The following is a 22,950-nucleotide window of genomic DNA, read 5'->3' on the forward strand; positions in this document are numbered from 1 at the left end:
GTTTTACTCACGTCATAATATACTATCAAACTTCTCTCCGTTTTACAACACGTTTCAGCAAATTGACTTAAACGTTGAAGCGGAACGTGACGACGTCGCCATCTTGGAAGACGTACTCTTTCCCTTCCGAGCGAAGCTTGCCTTGTTCTTTCACTGCCGTCATGTTGCCTGCTGCCGACAAATCTTCATACGCCACGACTTCTGCTCGGATGAAACCGCGCTCGAAGTCAGAGTGGATGACACCCGCACATTGTGGTGCCTTCATCCCTTGCTTGAACGTCCAGGCGCGTACTTCCTTCTCACCGGCCGTGAAGTATGTCGCAAGGCCAAGCGTCGAGTATGCGGCGCGAATCAACTGGTCAAGACCAGACTCTTCGATACCGAGGTCTTGCAAGAATTCAAGGCGCTCTTCCGGCTCAAGTTCTGAGATCTCTTCCTCGATACGAGCACAGATGACGATCACTTGCGCATCTTCCGTCGCCGCGTGCTCACGCACTGCTTGGACGTATGGGTTGTTGTCTGAATCCGCAACTTCGTCTTCGCTCACGTTCGCGACGTAAAGCATCGGTTTCATCGTCAACAATTGGAAGTGTTTCACGATGGCAAGTTGCTCATCCGTCAATTCAGCGACACGGGCCGGACGTTCCGACTCGAGTACCGCTTGGACGATCTCGAGCGCCTCAAGTTCTTGAGGAGCCCCTTTATCTTTCGATTTCACCATCTTTTGCACGCGCGTGATTCGTTTCTCGACCAACTCAAGGTCCGCTAAAATCAATTCGAGATTGATCGTCGTGATGTCGTCGATCGGTGACACTTTACCAGCGACGTGCGTGATGTTGTCATCCTCGAAACAACGAACGACTTGGCAAATCGCATCGACTTCACGGATGTTGGCCAAGAATTTGTTCCCGAGCCCTTCTCCTTTAGACGCGCCTTTGACGATTCCGGCGATATCGGTAAACTCGAACGCTGTCGGTACCGTTTTCTTCGGTTTGACGAGTTCTGTCAATCGATCGAGCCGTGCATCCGGCACTTCGACAACCCCAACGTTCGGGTCGATCGTGGCGAACGGATAGTTGGCCGCTTCCACACCTGCTTGCGTAATCGCGTTAAATAGTGTCGATTTTCCGACGTTCGGTAAACCGACGATCCCTGCTGTTAATCCCACTTGTATGTCCTCCTCATCCGGCTTTCCCGGGAAATATTAATCCGTCTGTGGAGTGGGCACTTTTAGTACACCACACCGTCACATCCTTCACAATTATAGTTAGTCCGCGGTTAAACCGCAACTCAACACATGAACGTATAGAAAAACGCCACTTATTCAGCGGCGTTTTCTTCTTTAAGCACTTTCTTTAACCGTTTGTCAAAATCACGCCGCGGCATGAGTACGCTCGCACCGCAACCTTGGCATTTGATGCGGATGTCCATACCGACCCGCGTCACTTGCCAGCGGTTCGTCTTGCAGGCATGCGGTTTCTTCATTTCCACGTAATCGTTCAATTCATACGATTTAGCTTGCATCTCCAGGCGCTCCTTTAGTCGATGTGGTCGGCGACATCATGACCGTACGTGGATACGGAATTTCGATTCCACGCTCGTCTAATCCCGCTTTCAATTCTTTGTGTAAGATGCGGCCGGCCGCGAAGTGTTGCGTCGGCGGCACTTCGGCCATGAGGCGATAGACGACTTCTGACGGTCCGAGCGACTGTACGCCCGCGAGCGTGATCGGTTCGATGAACAAATCATGATATTTTTCTTCGACCGTCTTCGCGATCTCTTTCAACGCTTTTTCGACGTTCACCATGTCTTCTTCGTAGGCGACACCGATATCGACGACCGCGACGCTGTTTTCAAGTGAGTAGTTCGTCACTTGCATGATCTGTCCGTTCGGGATAATCGTCACTTGCCCGTTCAACCCTTTCAACTTCGTCGTCCGGATCCCGACTTCGATGACGGTCCCATCGACTTGTTGGTTCAACTTGACGTAATCACCATTCTTATATTGGTTTTCAAAAATGATGAACGCGCCCGTGATGACGTCTTTCACCAAGTTTTGTGCCCCAAACGAGATGGCGAGACCGGCGACCCCGGCCGATGCGATCAAACCAGCGATGTTGACGCCGAACTGGCCGAGTACCGTCAAAATCATGACGAGACCGAGCACGTAACGGATCGTGTTTTGTGCCAGTTTCAACAGCGTCTCGTTTTGCCGTTGGGCGACGATATTATCTTCATGGATTTTGCGCAACGTGAAGACGCGCTGCACCATCGATGTTAAGATGCGCGACGCGACGTAGAGCGCCAAGATAATGAGGGCGACTCCGGCCAATTTAAAGCCGAACCCGATCCACATCTCTGTGTCTTGGAAATAAGCGACGAACCGGTTGACGTTCTCAATCGTCTGATCCGCCACCGTCGTCAAATCAGTTGGTTCTGTATTTTGTGAAGCCATGTTTTCACCTCGTAAAGTCGTAGATTCTAACCCATCAAACCATAGTTCACGACTTTTCTCAAACACTACATCTAGACGTTATAAGTTTCATTGTTTTGGGAATGGATTAATACGGTATCTTTCAGCCAAGACAACTAGACGCCCTGCAGCTCAGAAGAGAGGATGAGATTCATGCCGTTTCGCCTAAAACCTCATAAACCATATTCCTTCTTCATCGAACATACTGAACGGAATGGATCCAGCCTGTTTGCCGATCAACTCCACGACCAGTTGGCGAGCGAAGCGCACCGCCCTATCGTCCTCGTCTGTATCGGATCCGACCGCTCGACCGGAGACTCGCTCGGTCCGCTCGTCGGTACGTTTCTTGAAGAGCGGGCAGTCCGCAACTTATACGTGTACGGGACGTTGACCAAACCGGTTCACGCGTTGAACTTGGTCGAAACGCTTCATGAAGTTCAAACACGGTTCCACCGTCCTTTGATTATCGCCATCGATGCTTGTCTCGGCCGCTTGTCGAGCGTCGGTTACGTCTTTTTCTCAGAAGGCCCGCTCGCACCCGGTGCCGGTGTGCAAAAAGAGTTGCCTTCGGTCGGCGAGTACAACATTAAGGCCGTCGTCAACGTGAGCGGCTTTATGGAGATGATGATTCTGCAGAACACCCGCCTCCACCTCGTCTATGAGCTCGCCCGTTTTATCACGGAAGGGTTCGCCGAATTTGACGCCCGCGTCAATCGTCTGCACCATGAGGAAGCCGCCATTACGAGGCTCCGTCAGTCACGGGATGAGTCAAAATCTTGAGGTGACAAAAGTGTCAGCAGATGCTCAAGGTCATCTTGCGAGAAATATTTCAACTCGAGGACGCCGCCTTTACGTCGCGGCCGGATCGAGACATCCATCTGAAGACGTTCTGCTAGTACCGCCTCGACGGCTTCGACGTCGGCGTTCGAGCGTTTGAGCGTCTTTTTTGCTGTGCGCTCTTTTTGTAAGAAACGCTCGAGACGTCGAACCGTCCACTGCTCGGCGATGACCCGCCTGGCAATTTGCTCCATCGCTTGAACAGACTTCATCCCCGTAATGGCGCGGGCATGTCCCATCGTCAACTCCCCGACCATGACGGCGTGCTGAACGGCACTCGGCAACCGAAGGAGGCGCAAGCTGTTCGTCACGTGGCTTCGGCTTTTCCCGACACGTTCCGCCAACTGTTGTTGCGTCAAACCGAGTGTCTGCATGAGCTGTTCATAGGCGAGTGCCTCTTCAATCGCGTTCAAGTCCGCGCGCTGAATGTTCTCGATGAGGGCAAGCTCCATGACCCGGTCTGAATCCGCCGTCACGATCAGTGCCGGGATGTCTGACTTTCCGGCCAATTGCGCCGCTTGATAGCGACGTTCACCGGCAATGATCTCATAAAAACCGCTCGCCTTTCGAACGACGATCGGTTGCAGCACTCCGTATCGTTCAATTGACTGACGCAGTTCATCGAGTTTCTCTGGTTCGAATTGTTTTCGGGGCTGATTCGGGTTCGGACGAATGAACTTGATCGGTAGCCGTTCCATATGCGTTCCTCCTTATTCGTACAACGATTGAAAAAAGCACGGGCTCACTTTTGTGGCCGTGCTTTAGGGATTCGAATTCGAATCTCGACGAACCCGTCTTCTTCGACTTCTTCAGTTTCGACTTCGATACCTGTCTTACCGATCAGTTCGACCGAGTCGCGAATCGTGTTAATGGCGATACGCGTGTCTCGGGCGAAACTTTTCGTCCGGCGATGCCGTTTCTTTGGCTTCCGCTTTTCTTCTTCGATCGGTGACAACAAAAGTTCGACACGCGCTTCTGTCTCTTTAACGTTGTATTCCTGTTCGATGATCTCGACGAGCACGTCAAGCTGCAGATGCGGATCTTTCAACGGCAACAAAGCGCGCGCATGGCGTTCGTTGATTTGACGATCGCGCAGACATTGCTTCACATCTTCAGGAAGTTTCAACAGACGCAGCTTGTTTGCGATCGTTGATTGACTTTTGCCTAGACTTTTGGCGAGTGCGGCTTGTGTCAAGCCGTTCATTGCCAAGAGACGTTCGTACGCTTCCGCTTCTTCAATCGGACTGAGCTGTTCTCGTTGCAAGTTCTCGATCAACGCGAGCGCGGCGGTCGTATCGTCATCCATATCACGCACGATGGCGGGAATCGACGACCATCCGAGCGATTTGGCCGCACGAAAACGCCGCTCCCCGGCGATGATTTCATAACGGTCGAGTTCGACCCGTCTGACGACGATCGGTTGGAGCAGACCGTGCTCTTGAATCGTCACGGCCAGTTCTTCAATCTTGGCCGGCTCGAACACTTTACGCGGTTGATAGCGGTTCGGAAGCAAAAGTGACAATTGGATCTCTTCGACTTGGTCGTGCGGTTTGACTTGTGCCATTTCCGTAACGGCCACTTCTTCTCGATTCCCAAACCACTTGGCAAATGTTTTCTTCAACGTCGGCACCCCTTATGTAAAAAAATAAGCAGACTCCCACCGGAATCTGCTTTTAGTTTCACGTGAAACACTATTACTCAGATTAGTGGCTCTTTCGCCGGTGTCCCCGCCTTACGCGGATATTTCCCGGGCGTTTTTCGTAATTTATCTACAATTACGATATTACGCTCACTCATCTCTCCTGGCAATAGGAACTGGTGTGTCGCTTTTACTTCTCCACCAAGCACGCCCAAGGCGTTTTTCGCGTCTACGAGCTCGTCTGAAACTTTCGCCGCTTTGAGCGCTACGAACGTTCCACCGACTTTCGCGAGCGGTAAACAGTACTCGGCGAGCACCGTCATCCGGGCGACGGCACGAGCCGTCACGACATCAAATTGCTCACGAAACTTTTTATTTTTTCCGAACTCTTCGGCGCGTCCATGATGGAAAGCGACCCCTTCGAGCTCAAGGGCGAGCGCGAGCTCGTTCAAAAACGTGATGCGTTTGTTGAGCGAGTCGATAATCGTCACATGGAGGTGGGGGAACAAAATCTTGAGCGGTAAGCTCGGGAACCCCGCCCCAGCGCCGACGTCGCACACCGTCTCGACGTCGTTGAAGTCAAAATGAAACGCCGCGCTGAGCGAGTCATAAAAATGCTTCAAGTAAACTTCTTCTTTGTCTGTGATCGCTGTCAAATTCATCTTCTCGTTCCATTCGACGAGCATCTCGAAATAACGTTCGAACTGAGCAAGTTGCTTCTCGCTCAATTCGAACCCTTCTGCCTGTAACGCCTCAATAAATTGGGATTCGTTCATCGTCTCACTCCACCGTCGCGTATTGTCCTTGCTCGATGTAGACAAGAAGGATCGACACGTCGGCCGGGTTTACCCCAGAAATACGTGACGCTTGTCCAATCGAGAGCGGACGAACTTGTTTCAATTTCTGTTTCGCTTCTGTTGCCAACCCGCCGATCGCATCGTAATCAAGGTTTTCTGGAATGCGTTTTTCTTCCATCCGACGCATTTTCTCAACTTGTTCAAGTTGTTTTGAGATATAGCCCTCATACTTCACTTGAATCTCGACTTGTTCGGCCACGTCTAGCGGCAACTCGACCGGGGCCGGAACGACCGTCATGAGCGCCTCATACGTGACTTCAGGACGCTTCAACAAGATGTTGGCATGCGTCGCCTCTTTCAACGGGTTCGCCCCGAGCGCCTCGAGCATCGCGTTCACTTCCGGCGTCGGTTTGACGACGAGCGTCTCTAACCGTTTCACTTCTTTGGCGATTGCTTCCCGCTTTTCGCTCAGTTGCGCATGACGTTCTTCCGACAGAAGACCGATGTCATGACCGATGTCGCTGAGTCGGAGGTCAGCGTTGTCGTGACGTAACAGCAACCGGTACTCGGCACGTGACGTGAGCAGACGATACGGTTCGTTCGTCCCTTTCGTCACGAGATCGTCGATCAAGACACCGATATACGCTTGAGACCGGTCCAAGATGACCGAATCTTTTCCGAGCACTTTGCACGCGGCGTTGATGCCGGCCATGACGCCTTGTCCGGCCGCCTCTTCATATCCGCTCGTGCCGTTGATTTGGCCCGCTGTGAACAGGCCTTCGATCGCTTTCGTCTCGAGCGTCGGCCACAGTTGTGTCGGGACGACCGCATCGTACTCGATCGCATAACCCGGACGCATCATCTCTGAGTTCTCAAGTCCAGGAATCGTCCGTAGCATCTGATGTTGAACGTCTTCCGGCATACTCGTCGAGAAGCCTTGGACGTAAATTTCTTCCGTGTCGCGTCCTTCCGGCTCCAAGAAGATTTGGTGGCGCGGTTTGTCGTTGAAGCGGACAACTTTATCTTCAATCGACGGACAGTAGCGCGGTCCCGTTCCTTTGATGGCGCCCGAATACATCGGAGAACGATGCAAGTTCTCGTCGATCAATTGATGCGTCCGCTCGCTCGTGTACGTGAGCCAGCACGGAATCTGTTCAATCGGATCGAGATCTTTCGACGTGTACGAGAACAGGGACGGGTTATCATCGCCCGGTTGAATCTCTGTCTTCGTGTAGTCGATCGTCTTGCCATCGATGCGGGGCGGTGTACCTGTTTTGAAACGGACGAGCTCGATGCCGAGTTCTTCCAAATGTTTCGATAGTTCGACCGATGGCATCTGATTGTTCGGTCCACTCTCATATGACAGTTCGCCGATGATGATTTGACCGCGCATGAACGTACCTGTCGTGACGATGACCGCCTTTGAACGATATTCCGATCCTGTGTTCGTCACGACGCCGGCTACTTTCCCGTCTTCGATAATAAAGCGTTCGACGAGCGCTTGACGAAGGAGCAAGTTCGGTTCGTCCTCGAGCACTTTCTTCATATGATTCTGATATTGGAACTTGTCCGCCTGGGCCCGTAACGCCCGTACCGCCGGCCCTTTTGATGTGTTGAGCATCTTCATTTGAATGTACGTCGCGTCAATCGCTTTTGCCATCTCGCCGCCGAGGGCATCGATTTCGCGCACGACGATCCCTTTCGCCGGGCCGCCAATCGATGGATTGCAGTACATGAATCCGACCATATCCGGGTTCATCGTCAACATCGCCGTTTTCGCGCCCATGCGCGCCGATGCGAGTGCCGCCTCGATTCCGGCGTGACCGGCTCCGATGACGATAACGTCAAACTCGCCTGCCGTATAAGCCATATTATTTCCTCCTTCTTATTTACCAAGACAAAACTGTGAAAAGAGTTGATCGATCAAACTCTCTTGAACCGTATCCCCATTGATTTCACCGAGTGTATCCCACGCCCGGCGTAAATCGATTTGGACCATATCAATCGGCATATTCATCAAGGCGCTTCCGAGCGCCTCATCAATTTGTTCGATCGTTCGTTTAATGAGTTGAATGTGTCGCGCATTCGAAATGTATGTCATATCTTGCGATTCGACACCTTTAGCGAAGAACAAGTTCGAAATTGCCTTCTCTAGCGCGTCAATTCCTTCTTCGAGCAAGAGTGAAGTCGCAACAATCGGACGTCCGGCCGCTAGTTTCTCTAGCTTAGAAGAATCCATGTTTTGTGGCAAGTCCGTCTTGTTGATGATGATGATCGCATTCATTCCGGCAATCGCCTCAAACAGTGCCTCGTCCTCGACCGTCAATCCTTCGTGGCCGTTCAAGACGAGCAGAATCACATCGGCTCCCGCGAGTGCTTTCCGTGATTTCTCCACGCCAATCCGTTCCACGATATCTTCCGTCTCACGAATACCGGCCGTATCAATCAGCTTAAGTGGCACACCTTTCACGTTCACATACTCTTCAATCGTGTCACGCGTCGTTCCAGCAATTTCGGTGACAATCGCTTTCGTCTCTTGGACGAGCGTGTTCATGAGTGACGATTTCCCAACGTTCGGGCGTCCGATAATCGCTGTCGCGAGACCTTCCCGTAAGATTTTACCTTGGCGTGCCGTCTCGAGCAGTTGCTCGAGCACTCGCTTCACGTCGCCCGCCTTCTCTTCGACGATCGCCTGCGTCATCTCTTCGGCATCATACTCTGGATAGTCGATATTTACTTCGACGGCTGCGATCGTTTCAAGCAACTGTTGACGCAAATCGCGCACGAGGCGAGATAAACGGCCTTCCATTTGCGACATGGCCACGTTCATGGCCCGATCGGTCTTTGCCCGAATCAAATCCATGACCGCCTCGGCCTGTGATAAATCGATGCGTCCGTTTAAAAAGGCGCGTTTCGTGAACTCGCCCGGTTCTGCTAATCGAATGTTCGGTTGTTCAAGGATCAACTCGAGGACACGATTGACGGCGACAATCCCACCGTGGCAGTTGATTTCGACGACGTCTTCTCGCGTAAACGTCTTCGGCGCCCGCATGATACTGACCATCACTTCATCCACGACTTCATCTGTGTCAGGGCGTTTCAATTTGCCGTAATGAATCGTATGTGACTCGACTTCCGTCAAGTTTTTCCCAGAAAATACGCGCGCCACCGTCTCAACGGACTGGTCACCGGACAAGCGGACGATTCCGATTGCCCCTTCTCCCATCGGTGTCGAGATGGCTGTAATCGTGTCAAACTCTAGCATCATTCTTTCCCTCCAAACTTCCAAGCTTCTTCTATCATATGCATAACGAACCTACTATACACGATATTTGACTTAAACGAAAGGGTCGGACTTCTCACGATTCCGTTGCTTTCCATCGACTCATTTTCGTACAATAAAGTAATATATTTCCAACGAAGGAGTGAAGTTTGATGCGACAACAGCTAGCGATCCAACTGTTGACGGCGACGTTGCGTGAAGATGACGCGGTCGAAGCGATTTTTTTGAAGGGATCGTTCGGACGTGGTGAAGGGGATGAACATTCCGACGTTGACTTGTACGTCCTTGTCGCCGACCGTCACCTCGATTCGTTTTTAACGCGACGGCGCGAACATCTCGCCGCGTATCGCCCGATTTTATTAACGGATGAGATTCACATCGTCGCCCCGCAACTGATCGTCGTGTATGACGACTTTTTACACGTCGACTTGTTCACCGTGACGATGGAGACGTTGAACGACCAAGACGACGTGACCATCCTCTATGACCCAAAACAACGACTGAAAGAACATCGCTCGACTTTGACGTTGGCGGACGATGCACTATTCAACCACACGTTCGATTCGATTTGGTTCTTCTTTCAATATACGAAAGCACGCGACCGAGGAAACGACGTCTGGGCGGTCGAGATGCTTCGTCAAGGTATGACTCACTTCGCGTACGTACTGGCCGCGCATCATGACCCTTCCCGTGCCTCGCTCGGACTAAAAGACGTGGCCGCCCGGGAAGTGATCCCGCTCCGCGAATGGTATGAAGCGTTGACACCTTCACGCCACCCGATCGTTGCCAAGCACTATATCGCTCGGCTCGAGGAAGAGCAGGAGTTCTTCGAGACGATTCCCGGATTCAGTCATATCCGTTTATTCTGTAGTCAATTGATCCTGCGTGAAAAAAGCCGCCCTCATTGAGGCGGCTCGTTTCACATGGCTTCGCGTCTCGTGCGACGTAGCGTGAAGTAGAGGACTAACTCGATAATTCCGACGGCGATCAAAAATCCACCGAACAATTGGAACAAGACGAGCAAACTGCTGAACGGATTCGTCAACATGAGGAGTCCGATGCCAATCCAAAGCAGACTCGTCACGAAGAAGTAGATCCAGTGGTCTGCCATCGTCCGCCGGTAACCAACAGCTTGGATGAGGCGAATGATGCCCCCGAATACGAATAACAACCCGATGAATATCGGCAACAAGCTTGCGAGCGTCTCAGCAAAGAAATAGACGATGAGCGCCAGTAACAAGTAGACGATGCCCATAAAGAAAGACGGGGGGAGGCCGGCACGTTTATGACGCAACCCTTGAAAGACGGCCCACAACCCTAGGACCGCCAAATAACCGGCGGCGACGTAGACGATGACGTCAAAGAAAAAACGAGGATTCAATAAAATAAACAGCCCGATTAAAAGATAGATGCCTGCTTGCAGAAGTGTCGAGCGTTCCAACCGTTTGATGAGCGTCTCCATCGTAAAGACTCCTTTCCACGTATGCGTTTAGCCCGTCCTTCTCCTATTCCCGCCTTTGGGCATCTTATATCTACACAGAAAAAAAGGCTGTGAATCTCGGATTCACAGCCTTTTGGCATTACTTACGTTTTTTCTTTTTGTTCTTCTTTTCTTCTTCCACGAGGGCGGCACGTTCTGCTTCTTTCGCCGCGATTTTCGCTTCAGCTTGCACTTTCATCTTCTCGCGCATCGGGAGCATGATCGCCATCGTCACGATGATCGAGATGATGTAACCGACGACCCAGTACATCGAGAGGGCAGCCGGAAGCGTGATCGACATGACGAAGATCATGACCGGGAAGATGTAGAGCATCATTTTCAATTGCGGGTTTTGTTCTTGACCTGCCATCGAGATCTTCTGCTGCGCATACGTCAATACGGCCGCTAAAATAGGCAAGATGAACGTCGGATCTGGTGCCCCGAGGTCGAACCAGAGGAAACGAGCTTCAAAGATTTCCGGCGTCCGACGGATCGCATCGTAGAACGCGAAAAGGATCGGCATTTGAATCAAGATTGGCAAACAACCTGCAAGCGGGTTGATTTGATACTCTTGATACATTTTCATCATTTCTTCTTGTAGCTTACGCTGTGTCTCTTGGTCTTTCGAGCTGTACTTCTCACGAAGCTTCAGCATTTCCGGTTGCAATACTTGCATCGCACCCATACTCTTCGTCTGCTTGATCATGAGCGGCAAAATTAATAGACGTACAATGATCGTCGCGACGATAATCGAATACCCATACTGCCATGTACCACCAATCAAGTACGCAGCTTCTTTCAATAACCATGCAAGGGGCCAAACAAAGTATTTCGCCCAAAAGCCTTCTGTCTCAGCCGTGATCGGCTCTCCTTGGATCGTCGAAGGGTCGACACAACCGGCCATTAACAAAATGGCACCAGTCATAACGGCTAACAATCCTAATTTCAGCTGTTTGCTCATAGTTCCTCCTACACTTTCTGTATCGATTCTTTTTTGTTTCATCTCACGTCTATCGGTCAATCTTGGTTAGTTTACGTTATATATGAAAGAACGAGTCCGGATTGCAGTGGACGTTCGACTTATCTTGACTTCCAAACTTTAGCCCGCTTAAAGGCATGCTTCAAGCTTTCCGTCACTTCATCTTGCGACAAAGCCGTTGCCGGTTTACGCGCAATGATGACGTAATTGTGCGGCGCCACGTTCGGTTCAAGTAGGCGAAGCGACTCACGCATCAACCGTTTCATCCGGTTTCGTTCTACGGCGTTTCCTAACTTCTTACTGACAGAAAGCCCGACCCGAAAATGCGCTTGATCCGCTTTGAGCGTGTAGACGACAAACTGACGATTGGCCACGGAGCGTCCTTCGCGAAACACCGCTTGGAACTCTTCATTCTTTTGCAAACGGTATTCTTTTTTCAAAATTCTCACTCCATCCTTCGGTTCAAAAATCGTCAACTAACATCATATCATATCCCATTCGTTTCAACGAGGGCGAATCAGCTTTTTCAACTTGATTGTGTGACAAAAAAAAGATTGCCCAAGGATAAATCCCTAGGCAATCTTGTGATCGTTATTAGACAGTCAAGGCTTTGCGGCCTTTACGACGGCGAGCTGCAAGAATGTTGCGGCCGTTTTTAGTCGCCATACGCGCACGGAATCCGTGAACTTTTTTACGCTTACGGTTGTTTGGGTTAAACGTTGGTTTCATGGTTAAGCACCTCCTCAAGGTTAACGCTCTATTAGCAAGTTATGGTTTCATTTAAGGCAGTCTTTAAGATTATATAAACTGTGACTTAGAATGTCAATCCATTTTCGGCAGGTTTTCATGATCCACCACAAGCACCAGCTCGATCGATCCATTTGAGTAGGCGAGGGGAACGATTACCACCATTTGCTTTAGTTGGTAGCCGAAAATTGACACAATGTTTACAGTAACGCTCGCGCTTTCTTTACAAATAGCATGGCTAAGCCATTTTATCCACATGATTTGCTAGTTATCCACACTTATATGTGAATAACTCCTCTTTTTTCAACAAACTTATCCTCCATTTTTTTAATTTATCATTTTCCTCTCTTACAAAAATGTTATTCACATTTCCTTCTCCCTCTTTTGTGTATAACTTTTTACATCGCGAATTCCTGTTAAGTCGTTTATCCACAACATATCCACAGTTTATCCACAATATACACAGCATGTGGATAAGTGCCTGTGGATTATTTTCTTGGTCTGTGGATAAATATCAAAAAGCGTTGCCACGTCTATTTTATTTTGATAAACTGAATGTGCACAAACTTGTGGATGAACTTTCAGTCATAACAAGATATACACAGGCTGTGGATAACTGTTATCCCCACCATCAACACCGTGTGGATAACTTTATCCACAGTTTTTGTTCTCTGTGGATAATCCTAGTATGTACTATAGAATAGTGATTGTGTATATCGTGTGAATAAGTTTCGCCAATATAAACGGTAAAGGAGGTCTTTCATTGAAAAATGCTCAAGAGATTTGGAGAAACGTTCTGTCTTTGATCGAAGAAGAAGAACGCACACCAAAAGCAAGTTTTGACATGTGGTTGAAGTCGACAGAAGGGATTTCATTGATGGGGACGACACTCGTCGTATCTGCGCCAGCCAGTTTTATCGTGACTTGGCTCGAACGTCAATACTTATCCTTGTTGCAAGACACGGTCGAAGAAGTGACGAACAATAAGCTTGAAATTCATTTTATTGAGGAGTCACAAGCACATAAGTATGCACCTGCTGACGGATTGCCATTGAAAGAGACGATTGCTGTCACGGAAACGAAAGAACAGCCCGTACCAGTTCTATCAAAAGAGGAAGCAAGTCTCGGACAATTGAACGATAAGTACATCTTTGAGACGTTTGTGATCGGTTCCGGCAACCGGTTTGCCCATGCAGCTTCGCTCGCTGTCGCTGAAGCACCGGCAAGAGCCTACAACCCGCTCTTTATTTATGGAGGCGTTGGATTAGGAAAAACCCATCTCATGCATGCCATCGGTCACTATGTGAAAGGGCAGAAGCCAGGAGCCCGAATCGCTTACGTTTCATCTGAGAAGTTTACGAATGAGTTCATCAATTCAATTCGGGATAACAAGACAGAAGAGTTCCGTAACCGCTATCGAAATATTGATGTCTTATTAATCGATGACATTCAGTTCTTAGCTGGGAAAGAACAGACGCAAGAAGAGTTCTTCCACACGTTCAATGCGCTCCACAATGACCAGAAACAAATCGTCATCTCGAGCGATCGACCACCGAAAGAAATACCGACATTAGAAGACCGTCTCCGTTCACGCTTCGAATGGGGTCTGATCACAGATATCACGCCGCCTGACCTAGAGACACGAATCGCGATTTTACGGAAAAAAGCGACAGCCGAAGGACTCGACATTTCCAACGAGGTCATGCTGTATATCGCCAATCAAATCGATACGAACATTCGTGAGCTAGAAGGAGCGTTGACCCGCGTCGTCGCCTACGCGAAACTCGTCGGCCGTCCGATCGACCCTGATGTTGCCGCAGAAGCGCTGCATAACATCATGCCGGTCCAAGAAGCGAGAAAAATCGTCATTCGGGACATCCAAGAGATTGTCGGACGCCACTTTAATATAGAAGTCGATGAACTAAAAGCGAAAAAACGAACGAAAACGCTCGCTTTCCCTCGTCAAATTGCAATGTACTTATCACGTGAGATGACAGAGAGTTCATTACCGAAAATTGGGGAAGAGTTCGGAGGAAGGGATCATACGACCGTGATTCACGCCCACGAGAAGATTAGCACGTTGTTAAAACATGATCCGGAGATGCAAGAGACGATTCAAACGTTGAAAAAGGCGTTGTCTTAAAATCGACTTAAAACGATGTGGATAACCTGTGGATAAACACCCTCAGTTATCCACAGGTTATTCACAGGCGAAATGGCTCAACACGAGTGGTTAAAGCCACTTATCCCCACTATCCACAGCCCTTATTACTATTATGACTTAAATAATACTATTATTATTAACTACTACGACTCATTTCACTTAGGAGGAATTATCCACATGCACTTAACGATTCAGCGAGATGTATTCATGCAAGCCGTACAAGACGTATCAAAAGCTGTCGCTTCACGGACAACGATTCCGATTCTTACAGGATTGAAGCTTGAAGCACATGCGGATGGGTTAACCCTCACAGGTAGCGATACTGAGATTTCGATTGAGCGCTTGATTCCAATTGAAGAAGGTGGCATCGAGCTCATCCAAATCCAACGGGCCGGCAGTGTCGTCTTAAACGCTCGTTTCCTTGGGGAAATCGTCAAGAAGCTTCCAACGAATGAAGTGACGCTCGAAGTGTCACCGAACTTTATGACGCGTATCGAATCAGGACAAGCCGAGTTTCACTTGAACGGCCTTGATCCTGACGAATACCCGCGCCTCCCGGAGCTCGCAAGTGACCGCCGCTTCTATTTGCCGGCTGATTTGTTGAAGACGATCATTCGCCAAACGAGCTTCGCCGTTTCATCACAAGAAACACGACCAGTTTTGACGGGTGTGAATTTCTCCGCTGAAAAAGGGTTCCTCACATGTGTCGCGACGGATAGTCACCGCTTGGCACTTCGTCGTGCCCGTTTCGAGACGGATAATGATTTGACGTTCCAAAACGTTGTCGTCCCAGGACGCTCGCTTAACGAACTAGCCAAGTTGCTCGATCGTGAAGAGTTGCCGATCGAGATCGTCTTGACGGATCAACAAATCTTATTCCGCATGAAAAACATCTCATTCTTCTCGCGTCTGTTGGACGGTGCATATCCAGACACGTCACGCTTGATCCCGGAAGAATATCGAACTGCAGTCCGTCTGAACGCGAAAGACTTCTTACAGGCGATTGATCGCGCGTCACTGCTCGCACGGGCTGATCGCAATAACGTTATCAAGTTTGTTGCCGAAGAAGCGACGACGGTTGAAGTGAGCTCGCATTCCCCGGAAGTCGGGAAAGTGTCCGAGCGTGTCAGCATTTTATCGCTTGAAGGGGAAGAACTTAAAATCTCGTTCAACTCGAAATTCGTCATGGACGCACTCCGCGCCCTTGATGCTTCTGAAATCGAGATTCAATTCACCGGTTCAATGCGTCCGTTTATTTTACGCCCGGTCGAACAAGATAGTGTCCTCCAGTTGATTTTGCCAGTTCGCACATCGTGACCGTGACGAACCGGATTGGGGATGATAAGGTACTTTGCCTTATCATCCCCGTTTTTGCCTTATTCGACGTTTTTCGATAAACTAATAAGTATGGCGATTTTTTGTAATTAGTATGAAAGAAAGGGAGTGACGACATGAACAAAGTGTCGATTACAACCGAGTATGTAACACTCGGACAATTTTTGAAGTTAGCGGATATCATCTCGAGCGGAGGCCAAGCAAAGTTTTTCTTGGAAGACGTGCAAATTAAAGTGAACGGCGAAGTGGATCAACGTCGCGGGCGTAAGCTCCGTGACGGAGATAAGATCGAAGTCGAAGGCTTCGGAGATTTCCAAATCGAGGGCAACTAACGTGCGTTTAATGTCGATCCGATTGCAAAACTACCGCAACTACGAAACCCTCGAGCTGGATTTTTCAGATCAGACGAACGTTCTCATCGGTGAGAACGCCCAAGGGAAAACGAATCTGCTCGAATCGATTTACGTACTTGCACTGGCCAAATCGCATCGGACGACACAAGATCGTGAGTTGATCGGATGGGAGTCCGATTCCGCATTCATCGAGGGTCGGATCCATAAACGGACAGGTGAGACGGTACAGTCGCTCACGTTCTCCTCAAAAGGCAAAAAAGCGAAGCTGAATCATCTAGAGCAACGACGACTTAGCGATTACGTCGGTGCATTTAATGTCGTCTTGTTTGCTCCGGAAGACCTTGCCATCGTTAAAGGTAGCCCGCAAGGCCGAAGACGATTTTTAGATATGGAAATCGGTCAAGTCAGCCCGGTGTATCTGCATGACTTGAATCAATACTTAAAAACGTTGAAGCAGCGGAACGCCCTGTTAAAGCAGTTATCGATTAAAGGCGGGGATGAGACATTACTCGAAGTCCTAACCGATCAGTTGATTGAAGTCGCTGTGAAAATCGTTTCAAGACGGCACCACTTTATCGATCAACTCGAAAAATGGGCGGGACCGATTCATGCGGGCATCACGCGAAACCTAGAGACGCTGACGATTCAGTACGTATCGGACACGTTCCAAAAAGAACGTCACACGAAAGAACAGATGTTTGAAACGTATCGACAAAAGTTTGATAAAATAAGAGAGAACGAACGAAGACGAGGGGTGACTTTATTCGGTCCTCATCGCGACGACTTCGAATTGTACGTGAACGATCGAAACGTCCAAACGTTCGGTTCACAAGGTCAGCAACGCACGGCGGCCTTGTCTTTAAAACTAGCCGAGATTGAACTGATTCATGAAGAAGTCGGGGAGTACCCGCTCTTATTGTTAGACGACGTTTTGTCAGAACTCGATGACCATCGCCAAACCCATCTGCTCGACACGATGGGGAAAAAAGTTCAAACCATCCTTACGACGACGAATATCGATGGAATTGCCCATGAAACGATTCAGCAAGCCAAAGTGTTTCACGTGAAACAAGGAGAAGTTGAATCCGAATCTGTATAAACGTAGAACTAATCAAGACGAACACCAATTCATGTATAGTAGGTGAACAAAACCGATGAGTAACGAAAACGAAAAACAAATGCAAGACTACGGTGCCGATCAGATTCAAGTACTTGAAGGTTTAGAAGCAGTCCGTAAGCGCCCTGGGATGTATATCGGTTCAACGAGTTCGCGAGGTCTCCACCACTTGGTGTGGGAAATCGTCGACAACTCGATCGATGAAGCGCTCGCTGGTCATTGTGAAACGATCACCGTGACGGTAGAGCCAGGGAATTCGATTGTTGTCGAGGACGACGGTCGAGGGATCCCGGTCGACATCCAGAAGAAGACGGGACGTCCAGCCGTTGAGGTCATTTTTACCGTCCTCCACGCGGGCGGTAAGTTCGGCGGCGGCGGATACAAAGTGTCCGGCGGTTTACACGGTGTTGGTGCATCCGTCGTCAACGCCTTGTCGACAAAGTTAGAAGTGTTCGTCCGTCGAAACGGAAACGTCTATTACCAATCGTTCAAACGCGGTGTTCCGCAAGGCGAATTAGAAATTGTCGGAACGACCGACAAGACAGGGACGACGGTCCGTTTCTTCCCGGATGGCGACATCTTCGAAGAGACGCTCGAGTATGATTTCGATTTGCTAGCGACACGTCTTCGTGAACTTGCGTTCTTAAACAAAGGGTTGCGCATCATCGCCAAAGATGAACGTGGCGACGAGACGATCGAGCGAAACTATCATTACGAGGGTGGAATCAAGTCGTACGTCGAGCACTTGAACCGCTCGAAGTCATCGATTCATGAAGAACCGGTTTACGTTCACGGGACGAAAGACGGAATTGAAGTCGAGATCGCCCTTCAGTACAACGAAGGGTTCGCGAGCAACATTTACTCGTTCACGAACAACATCCCGACCCATGAAGGTGGGACGCACGAGACCGGCTTTAAGACGGCTCTTACACGGTCAATCAATGACTACGCGAAGCGCTTCGGATTGATGAAAGAAGCCGACGGCAGCTTGTCAGGTGATGACGTCCGTGAAGGATTGACGGCAATCGTATCGGTCAAACACCCATCGCCGCAGTTCGAAGGACAGACGAAGACGAAGCTCGGTAACGCCGACGCGCGTACAGCCACAGACTCACTTTTCACGGATACGTTCGAGCAGTTCTTGCTTGAAAACCCGTCGGTCGGTCGATTGATCGTCGACAAAGGATTGATGGCAGCTCGCGCCCGTCTCGCGGCGAAACGCGCCCGTGAGATGACGCGACGCAAAGGCATCCTCGAAGTCAGTTCATTGCCAGGGAAATTGGCGGACTGTTCGTCGAAAGATGCATCGAAGTCTGAACTGTATATCGTTGAGGGTGACTCGGCCGGTGGTTCGGCGAAGTCTGGTCGTGACCGTCACTTCCAAGCAATCCTGCCGATCCGCGGTAAGATTATCAACGTCGAAAAGGCACGTCTCGATAAAATCTTGGGGAACCAGGAAGTTCGGACGATTATCACGGCACTCGGTACCGGGATTGCAGAAGAATTCGACTTATCGAAAGCACGTTACCATAAACTGATCATCATGACCGATGCCGACGTCGATGGTGCCCACATCCGGACACTCCTCTTGACGTTCTTCTATCGGTACATGCGTCCGCTCATCGAGAGCGGCTACGTATATATCGCCCAACCGCCGCTTTACGGTGTGAAGCACGGAAAAGAAATCGTATACGTTCAAAACGATCGCGAATTGCAGGAAGCGATTAAGCGCCTTCCTGAAAATGCACGATATAGCGTCCAGCGTTACAAAGGTCTTGGTGAGATGGACCCGGAGCAATTGTGGAGTACGACGATGAACCCAGAATCGCGCTCGATGCTGCGGGTTGACCTTCAAGATGCCATCGAGGCGGATGAAATCTTTGAGACGCTCATGGGAGACAATGTCGAGCCGCGTCGCGACTTTATCCAGTCACATGCGCACTACGTGAAAAACCTCGATATTTAAACAGAAGGGTAGGCAATAACGAATGGCAGAACAAGAAAATATCAAGGATATAAATATTAGCCAAGAGATGCGGACGTCGTTCATGGACTATGCGATGAGCGTTATCGTGTCACGTGCCCTTCCGGACGTACGAGACGGTTTAAAGCCGGTCCACCGCCGTATTCTCTATGCAATGAACGAACTCGGTATTCGGGCTGATAAGCCGCATAAGAAATCGGCACGTGTCGTCGGTGACGTTATCGGTAAGTATCACCCGCACGGTGATTCAGCCGTGTACGAGACGATGGTGCGCATGGCTCAAGACTTCAGCTATCGTTATGAACTCGTCGACGGACACGGCAACTTCGGATCTGTCGATGGGGACTCTGCGGCCGCGATGCGTTATACGGAAGCCCGGATGTCTAAAATTGCGATGGAACTCGTGCGCGACATCGGTAAAAATACGATTGATTACCAAGCGAACTTTGATGGGGAAGAGAAAGAGCCTGTCGTTTTACCGGCACGTTTTCCAAACTTCCTCGTCAACGGGACGAGCGGGATCGCCGTCGGGATGGCGACGAACGTACCACCACATAACTTGAACGAAGTAATCGACGGTGTGCTCGCACTTACGCACAATCCTGACATCACCATCGCTGAGTTGATGCAACACATTCCTGGTCCGGATTTCCCGACATCAGGAGAAATCTTAGGTCGGAGCGGCATCCGTCGCGCCTATGAAACAGGCCGTGGTTCGATCACGATGCGTGCCAAAGCAGAGATTGAAGTGTTGAAAAATGGCCGCGAACGTATTCTCGTCCATGAAATTCCTTACCAAGTGAACAAAGCGCGTCTTGTTGAGAAGATTGCAGACTTAGTTCGGGATAAGAAAATTGAAGGCATCACTGACTTACGCGATGAATCCGACCGGAACGGCATGCGTGTCGTCATCGAAGTTCGACGCGATGCGAATGCGAGTGTCATTTTGAACAACTTGTACAAGCAGACGCCAATGCAGACGACGTTCGGTGTCAACATGCTCGCCCTCGTCGGTGGACGCCCGAAGACACTTAACATCAAACAAGCGATTTACTACTACATCGAACACCAAAAAGAAGTCGTACGTCGACGGACACAGTTCGACCTTGATAAAGCAGAGGCGCGTGCGCATATTCTCGAAGGATTACGCGTTGCTCTCGATCACCTCGATGAAGTCATCGCTCTCATCCGGAGCACACGCACTGGAGATGAGGCACGTGAGAAGTTGATTGCCCGTTTTGGACTTTCGACGGATCAAACGCAAGCGATTCTTGATATGCGACTTCAACGATTGACAGGGTTGGAACGGGAGAAAATCGAAGGTGAGTATCGTGAAGTTCAAGCGCTGATCGAAGAACTCCGTGCCATTCTCGGCGATGAAGAGCTTCTTCTCGATATCATCCGCAACGAACTGACTGAAATCAAAGAACGTTACGGTGATGCTCGTCGTACCGTGATTCGCACAGATATCGTCGAGCTCGAGGATGAGGACTTGATTCCGGTTCGTGACATGATGATCACGCTCACGAGCGAAGGCTATATCAAATCAATCCCGACCGACTCGTATCGGACGCAACGACGTGGTGGTCGTGGGAAACAAGGGATGGGGACGAACGATGAAGACTTCGTGCTTCGTCTGTTATCGGCCTCGACGCATGATACGATCTTGTTCTTCACGAACTTCGGACGTGTTTTCCGTTTGAAAGGATACGAGATTCCGGAGATGAGTCGAACCGCGAAAGGAATGCCGATTATCAACTTGCTTCAAGTCGATAAGGGCGAGAAAGTCGAAACGATGATTCCGGTCGACTTTAACAGCTATTTGGCGGATCAAGCGATCACGGAAGAGGTCAGTGAAGATTCGGAAGCAGAAGTAGCCGATGAACAATTGTCGCTCGTCTTCATTACGAAGCAAGGTCTCGTGAAGCGTTCGCCGCTATCTGCCTATGCTCGGATCAATAAAAACGGCTTACGCGCCATCAGCTTGAATGAAACAGATGAACTGGTGACGGTTCGTCTCGCGAAGAGCGACGATGAGATGTTGATCGTGACTCGTGAAGGGATGTCGATTCGCTTCCCACTTGAAGGTGAAGTGCGTTCGATGGGCCGTACCGCTCGAGGCGTACGCGCGATTCGATTGAAAAAAGACGATGATCAAGTCGTATCGATGGAAATCGTCCGGTCGACGCAAGACGTTCTCATTATTACGGAAAAAGGATATGGCAAACGTACTGCCATGGAGCAATTCCGTACACAAGGACGAGGCGGTTCTGGAATCATCGGTATTAAGACCGATCGAGGAACGGTCGTCGGTATGCGCGTCGTGGATGAGGATGACGATATCATGCTCATGACCGAGCTCGGCGTCGCGATTCGCATTGACTCGCAAACCATTTCCCAAATGGGACGCAGCACGCGCGGTGTGAAAGTGATGAACATCGAAGACGGTGATCGTTTGGCGACCATTGCGAAATTGAAAAAAGATGAGCTAGAAGAGGAATCGGCAGTCGATATGGAGAATGGATTTGTTGGTGAAGCACCGGAAATCGATCCATCGTCTGAAGAGACTGAGTGAGACGAAAAGATCGAACGGAGCTTCCGTTCGATCTTTTTTATATAGGAGGAGGAATGAGCATGCGGTTAGCCATTTCGAACGTACATGTCGGGATGACGTTAAAGAGGTCGGTGTCCTCATTAGAAGCAGGACTCAAACTGACGAACGAACATTTACGCTTGCTCCGGTTTTTGAAAGTTGAAGCGATTGAAGTGGACCCTGTCGAACGTCGTCGATTCACACGAAACGAGGAACAAGAGGTCTGCTCCAAAATTCTTCAATACGAACGCCATTATAATCAGTGGGAAGAGCGAATTGCTTTAAACCCATACGAAGCTTTAGAGTTCGTCCACCAACTCTTTCAACATGATTATCCATTGTCAGCAGTCGTCGCATTTTTTACAGACCAACCCCTCCGCAAAAATCACGTGATCCATCATGCGATCTATCGCGCATTGATCGCGAAGTCGCTTTCGAAGTATCGAGGGGATGAGCATCGTCTACAGTTTGATTATGGCATTGCTTCTTACTTTGCGGATGCAAGCTACGCAAAGATTCGCAAATGGTCGCACATGCGATACTTTACTAAAATGGAGCGGGAATTATTATATCAACATCCTCTCGTATCTGCTTCGATGCTCCCTAAAGATGAAACGTTGCGTCCCCGAGTTGTCAAATTGATCACGGAACACCATGAACGTTTAGACGGTTCAGGATTCCCCAATCGGCTCGAGGAGCGCGAACTTCATCCGGCGTCTCCTCTCTTTATTGTCGCTGACCGCTTTTGTCAATTGACGTTGCCTCGTACGTTCCGCAAAGCGTTGACTCCTGAAGAAGCCTATTTTTATATGTGGCAAAATGAAGCGTACGATGAAGAGGCGTTGACATTGTTGGCTACTTTGCTCGGTTTTTTTGAAGTCGGGCGCAACGTATTGCTTAGTAGCGGTGTGCGCGGAACAATTCAACATTACACACCACGTGTGGAAAAACCGATTGTAATCTCGGAACCGACTCAAGAAACGTATGATTTAACTCGGTTGAACGAAGTACGGATCGTAGCTTTTCAATAGACGTGAGACGTGTTCCTTCTATATATGCGATGGAAGGGAACACGTCTTTATTTATTATTTTTAAATATTTTATTTTTATAGTTGACGAATGAAATAACAGATGCTATTATAAATGAGTCGCTAAGAGCGGCAGACGAA

At 49.5% G+C, this 22,950-nt stretch carries 21 protein-coding genes; 9 read left to right on the forward strand and 12 right to left on the reverse strand.

Translation table 11 applies throughout. The features are described 5' to 3' along the window. Positions 1 to 67 precede the first annotated feature (67 nt). The 3 genes from ychF to L971_RS01415 all read right to left on the reverse strand — a co-directional run bounded on the left by ychF (position 68) and on the right by L971_RS01415 (position 2,455). Positions 68 to 1,168: a redox-regulated ATPase YchF gene (ychF, locus tag L971_RS01405; RefSeq protein ID WP_024371079.1), complete on the reverse strand. Its 1,101-nt coding sequence runs from the start codon at positions 1,166 to 1,168 to the stop codon at positions 68 to 70. Between the two features lie 152 nt (positions 1,169 to 1,320). Further along, the gene (locus L971_RS01410; RefSeq protein WP_024371080.1) at positions 1,321 to 1,524 is read right to left on the reverse strand and encodes a DUF951 domain-containing protein; all 204 of its coding nucleotides are present in this window, start codon (positions 1,522 to 1,524) and stop codon (positions 1,321 to 1,323) included. After that, the gene (locus L971_RS01415) at positions 1,514 to 2,455 is read right to left on the reverse strand and encodes a mechanosensitive ion channel family protein (RefSeq protein WP_052200219.1); all 942 of its coding nucleotides are present in this window, start codon (positions 2,453 to 2,455) and stop codon (positions 1,514 to 1,516) included. Before L971_RS01415 ends, L971_RS01410 begins: the two co-directional genes overlap by 11 nt. Before the next feature lie 171 nt (positions 2,456 to 2,626). Between L971_RS01415 and yyaC the strand changes: the two genes are divergently transcribed. After that, a complete protein-coding gene (gene yyaC, locus L971_RS01420; RefSeq protein ID WP_029334000.1) occupies positions 2,627 to 3,253 on the forward strand; it encodes a spore protease YyaC in 627 nt (208 codons plus the stop codon). Here yyaC and L971_RS01425 read toward each other — a convergent pair. The 5 genes from L971_RS01425 to mnmE all read right to left on the reverse strand — a co-directional run bounded on the left by L971_RS01425 (position 3,226) and on the right by mnmE (position 9,011). Continuing rightward, entirely contained in the window at positions 3,226 to 4,008 is a 783-nt protein-coding gene (locus L971_RS01425) for a ParB/RepB/Spo0J family partition protein (RefSeq protein ID WP_024371083.1), read from the reverse strand. The two genes, yyaC and L971_RS01425, sit on opposite strands and share 28 nt — an antisense overlap. Positions 4,009 to 4,052: 44 nt before the next feature. Beyond that, complete coding sequence (noc, locus tag L971_RS01430; RefSeq protein WP_024371084.1) at positions 4,053 to 4,931, reverse strand: nucleoid occlusion protein; 879 nt, start codon at positions 4,929 to 4,931, stop codon at positions 4,053 to 4,055. A 77-nt stretch (positions 4,932 to 5,008) separates the two neighbouring features. Continuing rightward, complete coding sequence (gene rsmG, locus L971_RS01435) at positions 5,009 to 5,725, reverse strand: 16S rRNA (guanine(527)-N(7))-methyltransferase RsmG (RefSeq protein ID WP_024371085.1); 717 nt, start codon at positions 5,723 to 5,725, stop codon at positions 5,009 to 5,011. Between the two features lie 4 nt (positions 5,726 to 5,729). Then, positions 5,730 to 7,616, reverse strand: coding sequence for a tRNA uridine-5-carboxymethylaminomethyl(34) synthesis enzyme MnmG (mnmG, locus tag L971_RS01440; RefSeq protein WP_047373961.1), 1,887 nt, complete (start codon positions 7,614 to 7,616; stop codon positions 5,730 to 5,732). Between the two features lie 15 nt (positions 7,617 to 7,631). After that, a complete protein-coding gene (gene mnmE / locus L971_RS01445; protein ID WP_047373980.1) occupies positions 7,632 to 9,011 on the reverse strand; it encodes a tRNA uridine-5-carboxymethylaminomethyl(34) synthesis GTPase MnmE in 1,380 nt (459 codons plus the stop codon). Positions 9,012 to 9,181: 170 nt separating this feature from the next. Here mnmE and L971_RS01450 point away from each other — a divergent pair, with 170 nt between their 5' ends. Further along, a complete protein-coding gene (locus L971_RS01450) occupies positions 9,182 to 9,937 on the forward strand; it encodes a nucleotidyltransferase domain-containing protein (protein WP_024371088.1) in 756 nt (251 codons plus the stop codon). A gap of 11 nt (positions 9,938 to 9,948) precedes the next feature. On the opposite strand, the gene L971_RS01455 is transcribed toward L971_RS01450, so the two are convergent. The 4 genes from L971_RS01455 to rpmH form a co-directional block, all read right to left on the reverse strand. Then, on the reverse strand, positions 9,949 to 10,491 hold the full coding sequence (locus tag L971_RS01455; RefSeq protein WP_024371089.1) for an HdeD family acid-resistance protein: 543 nt from the start codon (positions 10,489 to 10,491) through the stop codon (positions 9,949 to 9,951). A 118-nt stretch (positions 10,492 to 10,609) separates the two neighbouring features. Beyond that, entirely contained in the window at positions 10,610 to 11,470 is an 861-nt protein-coding gene (gene yidC, locus L971_RS01460) for a membrane protein insertase YidC (RefSeq protein ID WP_024371090.1), read from the reverse strand. A gap of 119 nt (positions 11,471 to 11,589) precedes the next feature. Then, on the reverse strand, positions 11,590 to 11,928 hold the full coding sequence (gene rnpA, locus L971_RS01465) for a ribonuclease P protein component (protein WP_024371091.1): 339 nt from the start codon (positions 11,926 to 11,928) through the stop codon (positions 11,590 to 11,592). 154 nt (positions 11,929 to 12,082) lie between these two features. Then, the gene (gene rpmH / locus L971_RS01470; RefSeq protein WP_015880216.1) at positions 12,083 to 12,217 is read right to left on the reverse strand and encodes a 50S ribosomal protein L34; all 135 of its coding nucleotides are present in this window, start codon (positions 12,215 to 12,217) and stop codon (positions 12,083 to 12,085) included. 781 nt (positions 12,218 to 12,998) lie between these two features. On the opposite strand from rpmH, the gene dnaA reads away from it, so the two are divergent. The 7 genes from dnaA to L971_RS01510 all read left to right on the forward strand — a co-directional run bounded on the left by dnaA (position 12,999) and on the right by L971_RS01510 (position 22,812). After that, on the forward strand, positions 12,999 to 14,378 hold the full coding sequence (gene dnaA / locus L971_RS01480; protein WP_024371093.1) for a chromosomal replication initiator protein DnaA: 1,380 nt from the start codon (positions 12,999 to 13,001) through the stop codon (positions 14,376 to 14,378). A gap of 198 nt (positions 14,379 to 14,576) precedes the next feature. Next, a complete protein-coding gene (gene dnaN, locus L971_RS01485) occupies positions 14,577 to 15,716 on the forward strand; it encodes a DNA polymerase III subunit beta (protein WP_024371094.1) in 1,140 nt (379 codons plus the stop codon). A 134-nt stretch (positions 15,717 to 15,850) separates the two neighbouring features. Beyond that, on the forward strand, positions 15,851 to 16,066 hold the full coding sequence (yaaA, locus tag L971_RS01490; protein WP_024371095.1) for a S4 domain-containing protein YaaA: 216 nt from the start codon (positions 15,851 to 15,853) through the stop codon (positions 16,064 to 16,066). A 1-nt stretch (position 16,067) separates the two neighbouring features. After that, on the forward strand, positions 16,068 to 17,186 hold the full coding sequence (gene recF, locus L971_RS01495; RefSeq protein ID WP_029334004.1) for a DNA replication/repair protein RecF: 1,119 nt from the start codon (positions 16,068 to 16,070) through the stop codon (positions 17,184 to 17,186). 55 nt (positions 17,187 to 17,241) lie between these two features. Continuing rightward, positions 17,242 to 19,170, forward strand: coding sequence for a DNA topoisomerase (ATP-hydrolyzing) subunit B (gene gyrB / locus L971_RS01500; protein ID WP_024371097.1), 1,929 nt, complete (start codon positions 17,242 to 17,244; stop codon positions 19,168 to 19,170). 22 nt (positions 19,171 to 19,192) lie between these two features. Continuing rightward, positions 19,193 to 21,763, forward strand: coding sequence for a DNA gyrase subunit A (gene gyrA, locus L971_RS01505; RefSeq protein WP_024371098.1), 2,571 nt, complete (start codon positions 19,193 to 19,195; stop codon positions 21,761 to 21,763). Positions 21,764 to 21,822: 59 nt separating this feature from the next. Next, on the forward strand, positions 21,823 to 22,812 hold the full coding sequence (locus tag L971_RS01510; protein WP_024371099.1) for an HD-GYP domain-containing protein: 990 nt from the start codon (positions 21,823 to 21,825) through the stop codon (positions 22,810 to 22,812). Positions 22,813 to 22,950 lie beyond the last annotated feature (138 nt).

It is taken from the genome of Exiguobacterium sp. ZOR0005, from assembly GCF_000798975.1.
Classification (GTDB): domain Bacteria; phylum Bacillota; class Bacilli; order Exiguobacteriales; family Exiguobacteriaceae; genus Exiguobacterium; species Exiguobacterium aurantiacum.

Coding starts and splice junctions, on each gene's coding strand:
- L971_RS01410 (WP_024371080.1), bottom strand. CDS start 1,524: ATGCAAGCTAAATCGTATGAATTGAACGATTACGTGGAAATGAAGAAA.
- L971_RS01415 (WP_052200219.1), bottom strand. CDS start 2,455: ATGGCTTCACAAAATACAGAACCAACTGATTTGACGACGGTGGCGGAT.
- yyaC (WP_029334000.1), top strand. CDS start 2,627: ATGCCGTTTCGCCTAAAACCTCATAAACCATATTCCTTCTTCATCGAA.
- L971_RS01425 (WP_024371083.1), bottom strand. CDS start 4,008: ATGGAACGGCTACCGATCAAGTTCATTCGTCCGAACCCGAATCAGCCC.
- rsmG (WP_024371085.1), bottom strand. CDS start 5,725: ATGAACGAATCCCAATTTATTGAGGCGTTACAGGCAGAAGGGTTCGAA.
- mnmG (WP_047373961.1), bottom strand. CDS start 7,616: ATGGCTTATACGGCAGGCGAGTTTGACGTTATCGTCATCGGAGCCGGT.
- mnmE (WP_047373980.1), bottom strand. CDS start 9,011: ATGCTAGAGTTTGACACGATTACAGCCATCTCGACACCGATGGGAGAA.
- L971_RS01450 (WP_024371088.1), top strand. CDS start 9,182: ATGCGACAACAGCTAGCGATCCAACTGTTGACGGCGACGTTGCGTGAA.
- L971_RS01455 (WP_024371089.1), bottom strand. CDS start 10,491: ATGGAGACGCTCATCAAACGGTTGGAACGCTCGACACTTCTGCAAGCA.
- yidC (WP_024371090.1), bottom strand. CDS start 11,470: ATGAGCAAACAGCTGAAATTAGGATTGTTAGCCGTTATGACTGGTGCC.
- rpmH (WP_015880216.1), bottom strand. CDS start 12,217: ATGAAACCAACGTTTAACCCAAACAACCGTAAGCGTAAAAAAGTTCAC.
- dnaN (WP_024371094.1), top strand. CDS start 14,577: ATGCACTTAACGATTCAGCGAGATGTATTCATGCAAGCCGTACAAGAC.
- yaaA (WP_024371095.1), top strand. CDS start 15,851: ATGAACAAAGTGTCGATTACAACCGAGTATGTAACACTCGGACAATTT.
- gyrB (WP_024371097.1), top strand. CDS start 17,242: ATGAGTAACGAAAACGAAAAACAAATGCAAGACTACGGTGCCGATCAG.
- gyrA (WP_024371098.1), top strand. CDS start 19,193: ATGGCAGAACAAGAAAATATCAAGGATATAAATATTAGCCAAGAGATG.
- L971_RS01510 (WP_024371099.1), top strand. CDS start 21,823: ATGCGGTTAGCCATTTCGAACGTACATGTCGGGATGACGTTAAAGAGG.